Raw genomic sequence first — 15,534 nt, 5'->3', positions numbered from 1 at the left:
CTTATGCCAGTACCGGCCCTTTCGCGGATACATCACGGCTTCAAGCTATGTGCGATCCCTGTAGGAGCGGGTTTACCCGCGAAAGGGCCAGCACTGCCAATATCAGCTTCAGACTTTCTCGCTGCTCACCTGCACATGCAAAGCCCGCCCAGCCCCCAGGCCGAACACGATGGCCCCCGCCCCCAGCACGGCAAAAATCCACCCCACTGCCACCCAGCCCCCGGTCAGGTCATGTACCAGCCCCACCGCAAACGGCCCCATCGACGCCAGGGTATAACCCACCCCCTGCGCCATGCTCGACAGGTTCGCCGCGACATGGGCATCCTTCGAGCGCAGCACGATCAAGGTCAGCGCCAGGGCAAAGGTACCGCCCTGCCCCAGGCCCAGCACAACCGCCCAGCCCCACAGCCCGGAAAGCGGCGCATACAGGCAACCGAACAGGCCGGTCAGGGTAATCAGCATGACCAGCACGATGGCCAGGCGCTGGTCCTTGCCGCGAGTGGCCAGCCAGGGCGCACTGAGCGAACTGACCAGCTGCACGATTACCGACCCCGACAGCACCAGCCCCGCCTCGGTCGGGCTCAGGCCGCGACCGATCAGGATCGATGGCAACCAGCCAAAGACGATATAGGCCAGTGACGACTGCAGGCCCATGTACAGGGTCACCTGCCAGGCCAGCGGGTCCCGCCATAGCCCACGCACGCGATAAGCCACCTTGTGCAGGCCATGACCCTGGCGGGCCTGCGGCAGCCATACCAGCATGGCCAGCAGGGCCGGCAGCATCCAGAAGCCAAGCCCCAGCGCCCATCTGTCATTGAAGTGCTGGGCCAGAGGCACCGTGGCGCCTGCAGCCATGGCGGCGCCCAGGCACAGCGCCATGGTGTATACGCCGGTCAAGGTGCCAGCGTGTTGCGGGAAATCGCGCTTGACGATGCCCGGCAACAGCACGCCAATGATGCCGATACTGGCCCCGGCCATCAGGCTGCCGAGGAACACCCCGGTGGCCCCCAGGCTACTGCGCACGACGATGCCAAGCGCCAGGGTGGCGAGGATGCCGAGGATCACCCGCTCGCTGCCAAAACGCCTCGCCAGCACCGGCGCCAAGGGAGCGAACAGGCCCAGGCACAGCACTGGCAAGGTGGTCAGCAAACCGGCCTGCGAGGCATTCAGCCCCAAGCCTTCGGACACCTGGCCCAGCACCGGCGCCATGCTCGACAATGCCGGGCGCAGGTTCAATGCCACCAGCACCAGACCGAGCAACAACAGCCAAGGCCGCTGTATCTGTACCGGCTGCTGTTGGACCTGCTCGTCGTCAGCCTCGGCGTCGATCAGCAACTCATCGAGGTCCCGCTCGCTCGGTGGGGTGTTACGGGTGATGGAATCAGCCATGGCCTTCTCGGAGTCAGGATTCGATAAGGGTACGGCTCAGGCGCTTGGCCTGCTCCGCATCGCGTTGCTCGATTGCGGCAAGGATCTGCCCATGCAGGTCGAACGTGGCCTGGCAGCGCGGCACGGTTGCCATGTTGTGCTGCAGCGCGGCAGCCACCACCCCGGAAAAGTATCGGTACAGCTCACTCAAGGCCGGGTTATGGGCGGCATCGACCAGCCGCTGGTGAAACACCAGGTCGCAGGCCACATAGGCATCGATATCACCGTGAAAATGCCCGGCACTGTTGGCCAGGGCATCACGAAGCGCCTGAAGATCGGCGTCGGTTCGGCGCAGCGCGGCCAGGCCGATGGCCTCGGCTTCAAGGATGTGCCGGGTCTCACGGGCCTGCTCGGGCGTGCAGCGTGACATCGCCTGCACCGCCTGTAGCGGGTCCTGGGCCGTGCGCAGGTAGCTGCCATCCCCCTGGCGAATCTCCACCAGGCCACTGAACGCCAGCACACGCATGGCCTCGCGTACGGTGTTGCGGCTTATGCCCAACTGCAGGGCCAGTTCCGGCTCGGTCGGCAAACGCTGGCCAACCTGCCAGTCGCCCAGCACGATGCGTTCGCGCATGCGCTCGACGGCCAGTTCGACCAGGGAGCGCTTGGTCAATTCGGTACTCATGCAACTCAACCAATCATCCGATGAATTGGCGCAGCATACCGGTGGACAAAGTGTTTGTCATTGAAGAGAGCAGCGATTAAAAACCTGGCGCGATTTTTTGTAGGAGCGGCCTTGTGTCGCGAAAGGGCCGCAAAGCGGCCCCTGGATTTCAGCGCAGATGCAAAAACTGCTGGGGCCGCTTTGCGGCCCTTTCGCGACACAAGGCCGCTCCTACAAGGACCGCGCAGGGCAGTGGATGGCGTCAAGTCAACGCATCGAGCAGCGCCTGGTTCATCTCTGGCGTACCGATGGTGATGCGCAGGAACTGGGCAATACGCGGCTGCTTGAAGTGGCGCACAATCACCCCCTGCTCGCGCAGGCGTGCAGCCAACTCACCGGCATCGTGCTGCGGGTGGCGGGCGAAGATGAAGTTGGCCGCCGACGGCAGCACTTCGAAGCCCTTGGCCCGCAGTTGCCCGACCAATACCTCGCGGCTGTCGATCACCTTGCGGCAGGTTTCTTCGAAGTACTCGCGGTCCTCGAACGCCACCGCTGCGCCGACGATCGCGGCACGGTCCAGCGGGTAGGAGTTGAAGCTGTTCTTGATCCGCTCCAGCGCTTCGATCAGGTCCGGGTGGCCAACCGCCAGGCCAACCCGCAGCCCCGCCAGCGAGCGCGACTTCGACAGGGTCTGGGTGACCAGCAGGTTGTCGTAGCGGTCCACCAGGCTGATCGCCGTTTCGCCACCGAAGTCGATGTAGGCTTCATCCACCACCACCACCGAATCACGGTTGGCTTGCAGCAACTGCTCCACCGCCTGCAGCGGCATCAGGCAGCCGGTCGGCGCATTGGGGTTGGGGAAGATGATGCCGGCGTTGGGCTTGTTGTAGTCCTCGATGCGAATCTGGAACTGCTCGTCCAAAGCCACCTGCTCGAAGGCGATACCGTAAAGACCGCAGTAGACCGGGTAGAAGCTGTAGCTGATGTCCGGGAACAGCAGCGGTGCGTCGTGCTGGAACAGCCCGTGGAAGATGTGCGCCAGTACCTCGTCCGAGCCGTTGCCGACGAACACTTGTGCCGGGGTCACGCCGTAGTACTCGGCCACCGCCTGCTTCAGCCGGTCACCATTCGGGTCCGGGTACAGGCGCAGGTTGTCGTTCAGCTCGCCGCGCATGGCCTCCAGCGCCTTGGGCGACGGGCCGTAGGGGTTTTCGTTGGTGTTCAGCTTGACCAGGCGGGCCAGCTTGGGCTGTTCGCCCGGCACGTAAGGCACCAGGTCCTTGACGAAGGGGCTCCAGAATCGACTCATGCTCAGTTCCCCTTCTCTTGGGTCAGAATGCGGTATTCAGCGCTACGGGCGTGGGCGGTAAGCGACTCGCCACGGGCCAGGACCGAGGCGGTGTGGCCCAGCTCGGACGCGCCCTGCTCGGAGCAGAAAATGATCGACGAACGCTTCTGGAAGTCATACACCCCCAGCGGCGACGAGAAACGCGCGGTACCGGAGGTCGGCAGCACGTGGTTGGGCCCTGCGCAGTAGTCGCCCAGCGCTTCGCTGGTGTGGCGGCCCATGAAGATCGCGCCAGCGTGGCGGATGTGCGGCAGCCAGGCCTGCGGGTCGGCGACCGACAGCTCCAGGTGCTCCGGGGCAATGCGGTTGGCCACTTCCATGGCCTGTTGCATGTCACGCACCTGGATCAGCGCGCCACGGCCATTGATCGACTTCTCGATGATCTCGGCACGTTCCATGGTCGGCAGCAACTTGTCGATGCTGGCGGCAACGCGGTCGAGGAAGGCGGCGTCCGGGCTGACCAGGATGGCCTGGGCATCTTCATCGTGCTCGGCCTGGGAGAACAGGTCCATGGCGATCCAGTCCGGGTCGGTCTGGCCGTCGCATACCACGAGGATTTCCGACGGGCCGGCGATCATGTCGATACCCACCTGGCCAAACACGTGGCGCTTGGCGGTGGCGACGTAGATGTTGCCCGGGCCGACGATCTTGTCCACCTGCGGCACGCTTTCGGTACCGTAGGCCAGCGCGGCGACAGCCTGGGCGCCGCCGACGGTGAACACACGGTCGACACCGGCGATGCAGGCAGCCGCCAGCACCAGTTCGTTGACCTCGCCACGCGGGGTCGGCACCACCATCACCACTTCGGCTACGCCGGCGACCTTGGCCGGGATGGCGTTCATCAGCACCGACGACGGGTACGACGCCTTGCCACCCGGCACATACAGGCCGGCGCGGTCCAGCGGGGTGACCTTCTGGCCGAGCACGGTGCCGTCGGCCTCAGTGTACTGCCAGGAGTCCTGCTTCTGCCGCTCGTGGTACATGCGCACACGGTTGGCGGCCTTCTCCAGGGCTTCGCGCTGGGCCGGGGTAATGCGGGTCAGCGCCAGCTCCAGGCGCTCGCGACCGAGGATCAGGTCATCGATGGACTTGGCATCGACACCATCGAAACGCTGGGTGAATTCCACCAGTGCCGCATCGCCGCGCTCGCGCACGGCCTTGATGATGTCGAGCACGCGCTGGTTGACCGCGTCATCGGACACACTTTCCCAGCTCAGCAGATGATCCAGATGTCGGGCGAAATCCGGATCAGCAGCGTTGAGACGGGCAATTGCAGTGGACACGGTCATGGCGAGGGCCTCGATTATTGGCGAATGCTCAGGCGCCCTAGGCTACCAGTCCATCCGCGCGGGCACCCGAGAAAAATGGCTATGACGCGGATAGACGGGCGCGGCAGCGAAGGCCGCGCGCAGTCGGTAGAGAGTCAGCCGCGGTGTCGCGATTCGACCGCTCCGCGCAGCGTGTCGATCAGGCTCTGGATACGGGCGTGCTGCATTTTCATGGAGGCCTTGTTGACCACCAGGCGCGAGCTGATCGTGGCGATCAGTTCCTGGGGCTCCAGGCCGTTGGCACGCAGGGTGTTGCCGGTGTCGACCACGTCGATGATCTTGTCGGCGAGGTTGATCAACGGAGCCAGTTCCATCGAGCCGTACAGCTTGATGATGTCGACCTGGCGGCCCTGTTCGGCGTAGTAGCGCTTGGCTACGTTGACGAACTTGGTAGCCACGCGCAGACGGCCCTTGGGCTCGGGTGCGCCGACCACGCCAGCGGTCATCAGCTTGCAACGGGCAATCTGCAGGTCCAGGGGCTCGTAAAGGCCCTGGCCGCCGTACTCCATCAGCACATCCTTGCCGGCCACACCCAGGTCGGCGGCACCATGCTCGACATAGGTCGGCACGTCGGTCGCACGCACGATCAGCAGGCGCACATCGTCCTGCGTGGTGGGGATGATCAGTTTGCGGCTCTTGTCCGGGTTCTCGGTCGGCACGATACCGGCCTCGGCCAGCAACGGCAGGGTATCGTCGAGAATACGGCCTTTGGAAAGCGCGATGGTCAACATTGGAACGTCGGTCCTTAAGCGGCTACTGCCGGCCGGGCGTCGAGCCCGACCGCATTCAATTCGTTAGGCACATCCTGCGAAAGCGGGCAAATCCCACCCCCACAGGATGCACCAGGCAGACGACTAGCCCGGTACGCGACGGATCTTCGCGCCCAGCATCTGCAGTTTTTCTTCGATGCACTCGTAACCACGGTCGATGTGGTAGATGCGATCGATCAGGGTATCGCCTTCGGCTACCAGCGCCGACAGCACCAGGCTGGCGGAAGCACGCAGGTCGGTGGCCATTACCGGGGCACCCTTCAGCGCCTTGACGCCAGTGACGATGGCAGTGTTGCCTTCGACCTGGATCTGCGCGCCCATGCGGTGCATTTCGTAGACGTGCATGAAGCGGTTTTCGAAGATCGTCTCGATCACTGCACCGGTGCCTTCGGCAATGGCGTTGAGCGAGATGAACTGCGCCTGCATGTCGGTCGGGAACGCCGGGTACGGGGCGGTACGCAGGTTGACGGCTTTCGGCCGTTTGCCGTGCATGTCCAGCTCGATCCAGTCTTCGCCAGTGTTGATGTCGGCGCCGGCTTCCTTGAGTTTTTCCAGTACGGCTTCAAGGATGGTCGGGTCGGTGTCCTTGACCTTGACGCGGCCGCCGGTCACGGCAGCGGCAACCAGGTAGGTACCGGTCTCGATACGGTCCGGCATCACGCGGTAGTTGGCCGAGTGCAGGCGCTCGACGCCATCGATGACGATGGTGTCGGTACCAGCGCCCTGGACCTTGCCGCCCATGGCGTTGATGAAGTTGGCCAGGTCGACCACTTCCGGCTCGCGCGCGGCGTTCTGCAGTACGCTGCGGCCCTTGGCCAGGGCAGCGGCCATCATGATGTTCTCGGTACCGGTCACGCTGACGGTGTCGAAGAAGAAGTGCGCACCGCGCAGGCCACCCTCAGGTGCCTTGGCCTTGATGTAGCCGCCTTCGACTTCGATCTTCGCGCCCATGGCCTCGAGGCCACGGATGTGCAGGTCGACCGGGCGCGAACCAATGGCGCAACCGCCAGGCAGGGCCACTTCGGCCTCGCCGAAACGGGCAACCATCGGGCCCAGCACCAGAATCGAGGCGCGCATGGTCTTGACCAGCTCGTAAGGTGCAACCAGTGTCTTGATGGTGCGAGGGTCAATCTCGACCGCCAGCTTTTCGTCGATCACCGGCTCGATGCCCATGCGGCCGAAGAGCTCGATCATGGTGGTGATGTCGTGCAGGTGCGGCAGGTTGCCCACGGTGACCGGGCCGTCGGCCAGCAGGGTCGCCGCCAGAATTGGCAAGGCTGCGTTCTTCGCGCCCGAAATGCGGATCTCGCCATCAAGGCAAGCGCCGCCAGTAATAATCAGTTTGTCCATTGGAATCTCGCCGCCACGTTGGCTCAGGTGCGCTCAGCCCAGGCTGCGCTGCTGAAAAATTTCATGGTTACCGCATGGATGCTGCCATTGGCGATCCACGGATTCAGGTGAGCATAGATCGCCTGCTGGCGTTTGACCGGGCTCAGGCCAGCCAACTCGTCGCTGATCACGTTCAACTGGAAGTTGCAGCCTTCGCCTTCAACTTCGACCCGGGAACCCGGCAATTTCTCTTCAAGGAAGCTTTTAACTTCTACGGCCTGCATGCTCAACCTCAATCGGCGCCCGATGCGCACGGGTCGGCCATCATACAAAAAAGCCCCTCGCCTGCGAAGCCCAACGAGGGCTTCACTGACCGAGGGGCCATCATCCGTGCCGGGCCATCAGGTTGCCAGCACTTCATCGAGGTCATAGACCTCGGCAATTTCCCGCATGTCGTCCGGCATGCTGCGCACCTGACAACCCTTGCCGGCGGCCTGGGCATCGCGCATGAAGGCCAGCAGCAACGACAGGCCGACACTGGTGGAACGCTGCACTGCCGAACAATCGAGCACCAGCTGCGCCTCGCGGCATGCCGCGATCAGCGCCTTGCCCTGCTTGCGCAGGACCGGCCCGCTGCGGTAGTCCAGCACGCCGGCCAGGCGCAGCACGCCCGGCTCGGCCATGCTTACACCGGCCTCACTCATTTGACGGTCTTCTCCGGCGAGTTGTCGGCGGCCTGCTTGGCCTTCGCCACTTCGCCGGCCCAGCCGTCGATGGTCTTGTCCAGGTCGTTGCCATTGCGCTGCATGGCGTCGGCGAACTGGTCGCGGAACAGCTTGCCGATGTTGATGCCGTTGACGATCACGTTACGCACCTTCCACTCGCCACCGATGTTCTCCAGCGTGTACTGCACGGGATACACGGCACCGTTGTTGCCGGTGACCTTCATGCCAACGCTGGCGCGCTTGCCGTCATCAGCCTTGGCCGGGTCGACGGTGATGCCCTGGTTGTTGTACTCGAGCAGGGCATTGCCATAGAACTGCATCAGGCTGCGCTTGAAGTTTTCCTGGAAGCGCTGCATCTGCTCGGGGGTGGCCTTGCGCGAGTACTTGACGGTCATGATGCTCTTGGAAATACCGTCAGCGTCCACCACCGGGCCGAGGATGCGGTTCAGCGCATCGTAGAAGGCATTGGGGTTGGACTTGTACTGTTCCTTGTTGGCCTTGAGGTCGCCCAGCAGTTCAGTGGTGGTGCCCTGAACCACATCGTGTGGCGTCTGCGCAGCCACGGTCAGCAGGGGGAAGGCTGCCAGCAGGACCAGCAGGCCACGTCGCAGGATGGAAATCATGGAAACTCCTTAATTAGCCGGTTGCGCTTCTTTCGGTTCCTTGCCAACGGAGTTGAGCAGGAACTTGCCAATCAGATCTTCCAGCACCAGTGCCGACTGGGTGTCGTGGATGGTCCCGCCGTCCTTGAGCACCTGGTCCTCACCGCCCACGCTGATGCCGATGTACTTCTCGCCAAGCAACCCGGCGGTCAGGATCGAGGCAGTGGAGTCGGTCGGCAGGTTGTCCACCGACTTGTCCAGCTGCAGCGTCACCCGACCGGTGTACGAGTCACGGTCCAGATCGATGGCGGTAACCTTGCCGATGGTCACACCGGCCATGGTCACTTTAGCTCTGACCGTCAAACCGGCGATATTGTCGAAGTAGGCATAAACTTTATAGGTATCGCTGCTCGGGCTGGCCGACAGCCCGCTGACACGCAGGGCGAGCAGCAGCAGCGCCAGGATCCCGGCCAGGAGGAACAGGCCGACACCGATTTCCAGGGTGCGGTTTTGCATCAGAAATCTCCAAACATCAAGGCGGTCAGAATAAAGTCCAGACCCAGCACTGCCAACGAGGCATAGACCACGGTCTTGGTGGTGGCACGGCTGATCCCTTCTGAGGTGGGCTCACAGTCGTACCCCTGGAATACGGCGATCCAGGTCGTGACGAAGGCAAATACCAGGCTCTTGATCAGCCCGTTGAGCACGTCGTCGGTGAACGAAACACTGTTCTGCATGTTGGCCCAGAACGAGCCCTCGTAGACGCCCAGCCAGTCCACCGCCACCCACGATCCACCCCAGATGCCGACCACGCTGAAAATCAGCGCCAGCAACGGCAGCGAGATGAAACCGGCCCACAGGCGCGGCGCGACGATGTACTTGAGCGGGTCGACGCCGATCATTTCAAGGCTCGACAACTGCTCGGTGGACTTCATGTTGCCGATTTCTGCGGTCAGCGCCGAACCGGCACGGCCGGCGAACAGCAACGCCGTTACCACCGGGCCGAGCTCACGCAGCAGGGTCAGGGCGACCATCTGCCCCACCGCCTGCTCCGAGCCGTACTTGGTCAGGATGCTGAAGCCCTGCAGCGCCAGCACCATGCCGATGAACACCCCGGACACAACGATGATCGCCAGCGACAGCACGCCCACCGAGTACAGCTGCTTGGTCAGCAGCTGGAAGCCGCCGCCGATGCCGCCACGGCCGATCAGCGCATGGAACAGGAACAGGCAGGAGCGCCCCAGCACCGCCAATACGTCGATGGCCGAGCGCCCCAGCAGGCGGACACGTTCGAGTAAGGATTTTCTGCGCATCAACGCGCTCCCAGCAGGTCGGCGCGGTAGTCAGGCGCAGGAAAATGGAAAGGCACCGGGCCGTCCGGGTCGCCCTTCATGAACTGGCGAATCCGCGGGTTGTCCGAGCCCATCAGCTCGTCAGGCGTCCCCTGGCCCAGCACCTGGCCATCACCTACGACATAGATGTAGTCGGCGATGCTGGCGGTTTCCGCCAGGTCGTGGGAAACGACGATGCTGGTGATACCCAAGGCATCGTTGAGCAGGCGGATCAGACGCACCAATACACCCATGGCGATCGGGTCCTGGCCGACGAACGGTTCGTCGTACATGAGAATCTGCGGGTCCAGTGCAATCGCACGGGCCAACGCCACACGGCGCTTCATGCCACCGGACAGCTCGTCGGGCATCAGGTCGATGGCACCGCGCAGCCCCACGGCCTGCAGCTTCATCAGCACGATATCGCGGATCATCTCGTCCGAAAGCTGGGTGTGCACGCGCAGCGGAAACGCGACGTTCTCGAACACATCGAGATCGGTGAACAGCGCGCCGCTCTGGAACAGCACCCCCATTTGCTTGCGGGCGTCGAACAGGTCGCTGCGCGACAACGTCGGCAGGTTCTGCCCGGCAACCCAGACCTCACCGCTGGAGGGGCGCAACTGCGCGCCCATCAGGCGGAGCAACGTGGTCTTGCCGCAACCCGATGGCCCCATGATACCGGTGACCTTGCCGCGCGGGATGCGAATGTCGACGTTGCTGAAAATGCTGCGCGAACCACGTTTGAAGGTAACCCCCTTCAACTCGACCGCGTAGGCGCTATCCACACTCATCTAGACTCCTTGCTGGTGCAGCCTCGTCCTAATGGACGTCGGCCTCCATCTGGAAGGCACAAGCGCCCCTGGCAGGCCGAATAGCGGCGAACTATAGCACCGCTGACAGCGCCGCCCCAAGGTCGGCTAGCGAGTCGTTCAGCCCTGCGACAGGCTGGCGAGACATTCACCACGGCAATCGAAAGCGTGAGGGTTTCTTTCATTGCAGCTATAATCGCCGCCTTTTCATCAGGCATTGCTTTTTCGACATGAGCCAATCCAGCGAGCTGATCCAATCCGCCCAACGCACCCTGCGCCTGGAACTCGAGGCCGTAGAGGCCCTGCTGGCGCGCATCGACGACAATTTCGTCAAGGCCTGCGAACTGATCCTGGCCAGCAAGGGCCGGGTCGTCGTGGTCGGCATGGGCAAGTCCGGGCACATCGGCAACAAGATCGCCGCCACCCTGGCCAGCACCGGCACACCGGCATTTTTCGTGCACCCGGCCGAAGCCAGCCATGGCGACATGGGCATGATCACCCGCGATGATGTCATCCTTGCCCTGTCGAATTCCGGCAGCACCGCCGAAATCGTCACCCTGCTGCCGCTGATCAAGCGCCTGGGCATCAAGCTGATCAGTCTGACCGGCAACCCGGACTCGCCCCTGGCCCAGGCTGCCGAGGTCAACCTCGACGCCCGCGTCGAACAAGAGGCCTGCCCGCTGAACCTGGCCCCCACCTCCTCCACCACCGCATCGCTGGTGCTGGGCGACGCGCTGGCCATTGCCCTGCTCGAAGCCCGCGGCTTCACCGCCGAGGACTTTGCCTTCTCGCACCCGGGTGGTGCACTGGGCCGCCGCCTGCTGCTCAAGGTGGAGAACGTGATGCACGCCGGCGACGAACTGCCCCAGGTGCCCCGCGGCACCCTGCTCAAGGACGCACTCCTTGAAATGTCCCGCAAAGGCCTGGGCATGACCGTGATCGTCGAAGCCGACGGCAAGCTGGCCGGGATCTTCACCGACGGCGACCTGCGCCGCAGCCTGGACCGCAACATCGACGTCCACACCACCCTGATCGATCAGGTCATGACCGTGCACGGCAAGACGGCCCGCGCCGAAATGCTCGCGGCCGAGGCCCTGAAGATCATGGAAGACCACAAGATCGGCGCTCTGGTGGTGGTGGACCGCGAGGACCGCCCCACTGGCGCCCTGAACATGCACGACCTGCTGCGCGCCGGCGTGATGTAAAGGAGCGATGGAATGAACCAGGACCTCATGCAACGCGGCAAGGAAATCAAGCTGGCAGTGTTCGACGTGGACGGCGTGCTCACCGACGGGCGTCTGTACTTCCTCGAGGACGGCAGCGAGTTCAAGACCTTCAACACCCTCGACGGCCAGGGCATCAAGATGCTCATGGCCTCGGGCGTGACCACCGCGATCATCAGCGGGCGCAAGACCCCGGTGGTCGAGCGCCGGGCGAAGAACCTCGGCATCCCGCACCTGTACCAGGGCCGCGAGGACAAACTGGTGGTGCTGGACGGCCTGCTCGCCGAACTGGGCCTGAGCTATGCTCAAGTGGCCTACCTTGGCGACGACCTGCCCGACCTGCCGGTGATCCGCCGGGTCGCACTGGGCATGGCGGTGGCCAACGCCGCGCCGTTCGTTCGCCAGCACGCCCATGGCGTGACCCAGGCACGTGGCGGCGAAGGTGCGGCCCGTGAATTCTGCGAACTGATCATGCAGGCCCAGGGCACCCTGGACGCTGCCAACGCCAACTACCTGTAAGGCTGCCCATGTTCAGCAAGAAAGCCCGCAACATTGCGCTGCTCGCGGTGATCGCCGCCCTGCTGGTGGCGATCGGCTACTGGAATGTCAGCCCGGAAAGCTTCCTCGACAAGCCTGTGGCCCAGGTCGACGAAAGCGCCATCGACTACTACGCAGTCAACGCCCACAGCGTGCAGTTCCTGCCCGACGGCAAGCTGCAGTACGAAATGACCGCTGACAAGGTCGAACACCTGAAAGCCAGCGAAATCACCCTGCTGACCACGCCGGACCTGCACCTGTACCGCGGTACCGAATACCCGTGGCACGTACAGAGCACCCGCGCCGAGGTCAACCCGGACGGCAGCGAAGTCGAACTGATCGACAACGTACGGGTCGCCCGCACCGACGAAAAGCAGCGTGAAATGATCATTACCAGCTCACGCATGACCGTGTTCCCGCAGAAGCAATATGCGCAGACCGAGCAAGCCGTTAGAATCGACGGCGCCGGTGGCACAACTACGGGCAAAGGAATGAAAGCGTATTTGAAAGAAGGCAAGATGGACTTGCTCTCTAACGGAAGAGGACAGTATGAGGCTCGTTAAAACCCTCCCCCTTTTGCTCAGCCTGAGCGCAGCACTGGGAAGCGCGAGCGCCCTCGCCCTGCCGAATGACCGTGACCAGCCTATCCGCATCCAGGCCGATAACGCCCACCTGGACGACAAGCAGGGCGTGGCCACCTACACCGGCGACGTGATCATCACCCAGGGTTCGATGATGATCAAAGGCAACACCGTGACCATCACCCGTTCCGCCTCCGGCGACATCGACGTGGTGACCTCGGTGGGCAACCTGGCCTACTTCGAGCAGCAGCAGAGCGCAGCCAAGCCGGACAAGATGAAAGGCTGGGCGGTGACCATCCAGTACCAGTCGCAGAAGGACATGGTGATACTCACCGACCGCGCCAAGGTCGAGAACGAAGGCAACACCACCGAAGGCGAGAAGATCGTCTACAACACCCAGACCCAGGTGGCGACCGCCGGTCGTGGTGGCAACGTGACCTCGCCGCGTCAGCGTATCGACATGGTGATCCAGCCCAAGAAGAAGGCCGAGTAAATGGCAACCCTCAAAGCCCAGCACCTGGCCAAGAGCTACAAGGGGCGGCAAGTCGTACGTGACGTCAGCCTGTCTATCGACAGCGGCCAGATCGTCGGCCTGCTCGGCCCCAACGGCGCCGGCAAGACCACCTGCTTCTACATGATCGTCGGCCTGGTCCAGGCCGATCAGGGGCGCGTGCTGATCGACAACCTCGATGTCAGCCACCAGCCCATGCACGGTCGCGCCCGCGCGGGCATCGGCTATCTGCCGCAGGAAGCCTCGATCTTCCGCAAGCTGTCGGTGGCCGACAACATCATGGCCATCCTCGAGACCCGCAAGGAACTCGACCGCGACGGCCGGCGCAAAGAGCTGGAAAGCCTGCTGCAGGAATTCCACATCAGCCACATTCGCGACAACCTCGGCATGAGCCTGTCCGGTGGTGAGCGCCGCCGCGTGGAAATTGCCCGCGCACTGGCGACCGCACCCAAGTTCATCCTGCTGGACGAACCGTTTGCCGGTGTCGACCCGATTTCGGTCGGCGACATCAAGCAGATCATCCATCACCTCAAGGCCAAGGGCATCGGTGTACTGATCACCGACCACAACGTGCGTGAGACCCTGGATATCTGCGAAACCGCCTATATCGTCAATGATGGCCGGCTGATCGCCGAAGGCGACGCCGAAACCATCCTGGCCAACGACCTGGTCAAAGAAGTTTACCTGGGCCACGAGTTCCGGCTCTGAGCCCGGCACGCGCCTGGAGTACTGGCAAATCGCCCTGGAACCTGGGGTAAAGTGTTACGGTACTCTAGGCAAACGCTACAATTTAAGGCATAAAACTTGCTTGATCTGGCGCCCCGGCGCCCTCGTGTAGTGGATGGCGCATGCGCGCCGGCGAACAAGGTATTAAGCCCCAGCCATGAAACCATCGCTCGTCCTAAAAATGGGCCAGCAACTGACGATGACACCGCAGTTGCAACAGGCCATCCGCCTGCTCCAGCTCTCCACCCTGGACCTCCAACAGGAAATCCAGGAAGCGCTGGAGTCGAACCCGATGCTCGAACGTCAGGAAGACGGCGACGACTTCGACAACAGCGACCCGATGGCGGACAACGCCGAGAACAAGCCGGCCGCCGAAGTCCAGGACAACAGCTTCCAGGAAAGCACCACCAGTGCCGACACCCTGGAAGACGGTGAATGGAGCGAGCGCATCCCCAACGAACTGCCGGTCGACACCGCCTGGGAAGACATCTACCAGACCAGTGCCAGCAGCTTGCCGAGCAACGACGACGACGAGTGGGACTTCACCACCCGCACATCGGCCGGCGAAAGCCTGCAAAGCCACCTGCTGTGGCAACTGAACCTGGCTCCGATGTCCGACACCGACCGCCTGATCGCCGTCACCCTGATCGACAGCATCAACGGCCAGGGCTACCTGGAAGACACCCTCGAGGAGATCTGCGCCGGTTTCGATCCGGAGCTGGATATCGAGCTGGACGAGGTCGAAGCGGTTCTGCACCGCATCCAGCAGTTCGAGCCAGCAGGCGTTGCCGCCCGCACCCTTGGCGAATGCCTGTTGCTGCAATTGCGTCAGCTGCCCGCCAGCACCCCGTGGATGACGGAAGCCAAGCGCCTGGTCACCGACTTCATCGACCTGCTCGGCAGCCGTGATTACAGCCAGCTGATGCGTCGCATGAAAATCAAGGAAGACGAGCTGCGCCAGGTCATCGAGCTGGTACAAAGCCTCAACCCGCGCCCCGGCTCGCAGATCGAGTCCAGCGAACCCGAGTACGTGGTGCCCGACGTCATCGTGCGCAAGGACAGCGACCGCTGGCTGGTGGAGCTGAACCAGGAGGCCATTCCGCGCCTGCGCGTCAACCCGCAGTACGCCGGTTTTGTGCGCCGGGCCGACACCAGCGCCGACAACACCTTCATGCGCAACCAGCTGCAGGAAGCGCGCTGGTTCATCAAGAGCCTGCAAAGCCGCAACGAAACCCTGATGAAGGTGGCCACGCAGATCGTCGAGCACCAGCGCGGCTTCCTCGACCACGGCGACGAAGCGATGAAGCCGTTGGTACTGCATGACATTGCCGAAGCGGTGGGCATGCACGAGTCGACCATTTCGCGGGTAACCACGCAGAAATACATGCACACCCCGCGTGGCATCTACGAACTGAAATACTTTTTCTCCAGCCACGTCAGCACCTCCGAAGGCGGAGAATGCTCGTCTACGGCGATCCGCGCGATCATCAAGAAACTGGTTGCGGCGGAAAATCAGAAAAAGCCATTGAGTGACAGCAAGATCGCTGGTTTACTGGAGGCACAAGGCATCCAGGTAGCCCGTCGCACTGTCGCCAAGTACCGCGAGTCCCTCGGCATCGCACCGTCGAGCGAGCGCAAGCGACTGATGTAGCCCCTGAGATGTGCCACAGCGTTTGTGGGGC

At 63.1% G+C, this 15,534-nt stretch carries 18 protein-coding genes; 6 read left to right on the top strand and 12 right to left on the bottom strand.

Features of this window, described 5'->3' with window-relative positions; all coding sequences use genetic code 11:
• Positions 1–108: 108 nt before the first annotated feature.
• The 12 genes from ACK56M_RS05505 to ACK56M_RS05450 all read right to left on the bottom strand — a co-directional run bounded on the left by ACK56M_RS05505 (position 109) and on the right by ACK56M_RS05450 (position 10,256).
• A complete protein-coding gene (locus ACK56M_RS05505; protein ID WP_102084429.1) occupies positions 109–1,389 on the bottom strand; it encodes a CynX/NimT family MFS transporter in 1,281 nt (426 codons plus the stop codon).
• 13 nt (positions 1,390–1,402) lie between these two features.
• Positions 1,403–2,053 (bottom strand): FadR/GntR family transcriptional regulator, encoded by a 651-nt coding sequence (locus tag ACK56M_RS05500; RefSeq protein ID WP_025337831.1) that lies wholly within the window; start codon positions 2,051–2,053, stop codon positions 1,403–1,405.
• Positions 2,054–2,294: 241 nt separating this feature from the next.
• Entirely contained in the window at positions 2,295–3,341 is a 1,047-nt protein-coding gene (gene hisC, locus ACK56M_RS05495; RefSeq protein ID WP_015269066.1) for a histidinol-phosphate transaminase, read from the bottom strand.
• Positions 3,342–3,343: 2 nt separating this feature from the next.
• Positions 3,344–4,669: a histidinol dehydrogenase gene (gene hisD, locus ACK56M_RS05490; RefSeq protein WP_013971086.1), complete on the bottom strand. Its 1,326-nt coding sequence runs from the start codon at positions 4,667–4,669 to the stop codon at positions 3,344–3,346.
• 134 nt (positions 4,670–4,803) lie between these two features.
• Positions 4,804–5,439, bottom strand: coding sequence for an ATP phosphoribosyltransferase (hisG, locus tag ACK56M_RS05485; RefSeq protein WP_003257924.1), 636 nt, complete (start codon positions 5,437–5,439; stop codon positions 4,804–4,806).
• A 123-nt stretch (positions 5,440–5,562) separates the two neighbouring features.
• Complete coding sequence (gene murA, locus ACK56M_RS05480) at positions 5,563–6,828, bottom strand: UDP-N-acetylglucosamine 1-carboxyvinyltransferase (RefSeq protein ID WP_013971085.1); 1,266 nt, start codon at positions 6,826–6,828, stop codon at positions 5,563–5,565.
• 23 nt (positions 6,829–6,851) lie between these two features.
• Positions 6,852–7,091, bottom strand: coding sequence for a BolA family protein (locus ACK56M_RS05475; RefSeq protein ID WP_003255121.1), 240 nt, complete (start codon positions 7,089–7,091; stop codon positions 6,852–6,854).
• A 117-nt stretch (positions 7,092–7,208) separates the two neighbouring features.
• On the bottom strand, positions 7,209–7,511 hold the full coding sequence (locus tag ACK56M_RS05470; RefSeq protein WP_015269065.1) for a lipid asymmetry maintenance protein MlaB: 303 nt from the start codon (positions 7,509–7,511) through the stop codon (positions 7,209–7,211).
• Positions 7,508–8,155, bottom strand: coding sequence for a phospholipid-binding protein MlaC (locus tag ACK56M_RS05465; protein ID WP_003257922.1), 648 nt, complete (start codon positions 8,153–8,155; stop codon positions 7,508–7,510). The genes ACK56M_RS05470 and ACK56M_RS05465 overlap by 4 nt, the downstream gene beginning before the upstream one ends.
• Before the next feature lie 9 nt (positions 8,156–8,164).
• Positions 8,165–8,650, bottom strand: a complete 486-nt coding sequence (gene mlaD / locus ACK56M_RS05460) for an outer membrane lipid asymmetry maintenance protein MlaD (RefSeq protein WP_003257921.1) — start codon at positions 8,648–8,650, stop codon at positions 8,165–8,167.
• A complete protein-coding gene (mlaE, locus tag ACK56M_RS05455; protein ID WP_013971083.1) occupies positions 8,650–9,447 on the bottom strand; it encodes a lipid asymmetry maintenance ABC transporter permease subunit MlaE in 798 nt (265 codons plus the stop codon). The genes mlaD and mlaE overlap by 1 nt, the downstream gene beginning before the upstream one ends.
• Entirely contained in the window at positions 9,447–10,256 is an 810-nt protein-coding gene (locus ACK56M_RS05450) for an ATP-binding cassette domain-containing protein (RefSeq protein ID WP_012270662.1), read from the bottom strand. Before ACK56M_RS05450 ends, mlaE begins: the two co-directional genes overlap by 1 nt.
• A 248-nt stretch (positions 10,257–10,504) precedes the next feature.
• Here ACK56M_RS05450 and ACK56M_RS05445 point away from each other — a divergent pair, with 248 nt between their 5' ends.
• From ACK56M_RS05445 to ACK56M_RS05420, 6 genes are all read left to right on the top strand, one after another.
• Positions 10,505–11,479: a KpsF/GutQ family sugar-phosphate isomerase gene (locus ACK56M_RS05445; RefSeq protein ID WP_003257920.1), complete on the top strand. Its 975-nt coding sequence runs from the start codon at positions 10,505–10,507 to the stop codon at positions 11,477–11,479.
• Between the two features lie 12 nt (positions 11,480–11,491).
• Positions 11,492–12,016, top strand: a complete 525-nt coding sequence (locus ACK56M_RS05440; protein WP_015269064.1) for a KdsC family phosphatase — start codon at positions 11,492–11,494, stop codon at positions 12,014–12,016.
• 8 nt (positions 12,017–12,024) lie between these two features.
• On the top strand, positions 12,025–12,597 hold the full coding sequence (gene lptC, locus ACK56M_RS05435) for an LPS export ABC transporter periplasmic protein LptC (protein WP_411959293.1): 573 nt from the start codon (positions 12,025–12,027) through the stop codon (positions 12,595–12,597).
• Entirely contained in the window at positions 12,584–13,108 is a 525-nt protein-coding gene (gene lptA, locus ACK56M_RS05430) for a lipopolysaccharide transport periplasmic protein LptA (RefSeq protein WP_015269063.1), read from the top strand. The genes lptC and lptA overlap by 14 nt, the downstream gene beginning before the upstream one ends.
• Positions 13,109–13,834: an LPS export ABC transporter ATP-binding protein gene (gene lptB, locus ACK56M_RS05425; protein WP_015269062.1), complete on the top strand. Its 726-nt coding sequence runs from the start codon at positions 13,109–13,111 to the stop codon at positions 13,832–13,834.
• 175 nt (positions 13,835–14,009) lie between these two features.
• The gene (locus ACK56M_RS05420) at positions 14,010–15,503 is read left to right on the top strand and encodes an RNA polymerase factor sigma-54 (protein ID WP_054573146.1); all 1,494 of its coding nucleotides are present in this window, start codon (positions 14,010–14,012) and stop codon (positions 15,501–15,503) included.
• Positions 15,504–15,534: the final 31 nt, after the last annotated feature.

It is taken from the genome of Pseudomonas sp. s4 (assembly GCF_046764235.1).
GTDB classification, from domain to species: Bacteria; Pseudomonadota; Gammaproteobacteria; order Pseudomonadales; family Pseudomonadaceae; genus Aquipseudomonas; species Aquipseudomonas asiatica.
The sequence above is the reverse complement of the archived record's forward strand: the minus strand, read 5'-3'. Positions and strand labels throughout refer to the sequence as shown.

Coding starts and splice junctions, on each gene's coding strand:
- ACK56M_RS05505 (WP_102084429.1), bottom strand. CDS start 1,389: ATGGCTGATTCCATCACCCGTAACACCCCACCGAGCGAGCGGGACCTC.
- ACK56M_RS05440 (WP_015269064.1), top strand. CDS start 11,492: ATGAACCAGGACCTCATGCAACGCGGCAAGGAAATCAAGCTGGCAGTG.
- ACK56M_RS05420 (WP_054573146.1), top strand. CDS start 14,010: ATGAAACCATCGCTCGTCCTAAAAATGGGCCAGCAACTGACGATGACA.
- lptA (WP_015269063.1), top strand. CDS start 12,584: ATGAGGCTCGTTAAAACCCTCCCCCTTTTGCTCAGCCTGAGCGCAGCA.
- mlaD (WP_003257921.1), bottom strand. CDS start 8,650: ATGCAAAACCGCACCCTGGAAATCGGTGTCGGCCTGTTCCTCCTGGCC.
- ACK56M_RS05450 (WP_012270662.1), bottom strand. CDS start 10,256: ATGAGTGTGGATAGCGCCTACGCGGTCGAGTTGAAGGGGGTTACCTTC.
- hisD (WP_013971086.1), bottom strand. CDS start 4,669: ATGACCGTGTCCACTGCAATTGCCCGTCTCAACGCTGCTGATCCGGAT.
- ACK56M_RS05475 (WP_003255121.1), bottom strand. CDS start 7,091: ATGCAGGCCGTAGAAGTTAAAAGCTTCCTTGAAGAGAAATTGCCGGGT.
- ACK56M_RS05470 (WP_015269065.1), bottom strand. CDS start 7,511: ATGAGTGAGGCCGGTGTAAGCATGGCCGAGCCGGGCGTGCTGCGCCTG.
- mlaE (WP_013971083.1), bottom strand. CDS start 9,447: ATGCGCAGAAAATCCTTACTCGAACGTGTCCGCCTGCTGGGGCGCTCG.
- murA (WP_013971085.1), bottom strand. CDS start 6,828: ATGGACAAACTGATTATTACTGGCGGCGCTTGCCTTGATGGCGAGATC.
- ACK56M_RS05445 (WP_003257920.1), top strand. CDS start 10,505: ATGAGCCAATCCAGCGAGCTGATCCAATCCGCCCAACGCACCCTGCGC.
- lptC (WP_411959293.1), top strand. CDS start 12,025: ATGTTCAGCAAGAAAGCCCGCAACATTGCGCTGCTCGCGGTGATCGCC.
- ACK56M_RS05500 (WP_025337831.1), bottom strand. CDS start 2,053: ATGAGTACCGAATTGACCAAGCGCTCCCTGGTCGAACTGGCCGTCGAG.
- hisG (WP_003257924.1), bottom strand. CDS start 5,439: ATGTTGACCATCGCGCTTTCCAAAGGCCGTATTCTCGACGATACCCTG.
- ACK56M_RS05465 (WP_003257922.1), bottom strand. CDS start 8,155: ATGATTTCCATCCTGCGACGTGGCCTGCTGGTCCTGCTGGCAGCCTTC.
- lptB (WP_015269062.1), top strand. CDS start 13,109: ATGGCAACCCTCAAAGCCCAGCACCTGGCCAAGAGCTACAAGGGGCGG.
- hisC (WP_015269066.1), bottom strand. CDS start 3,341: ATGAGTCGATTCTGGAGCCCCTTCGTCAAGGACCTGGTGCCTTACGTG.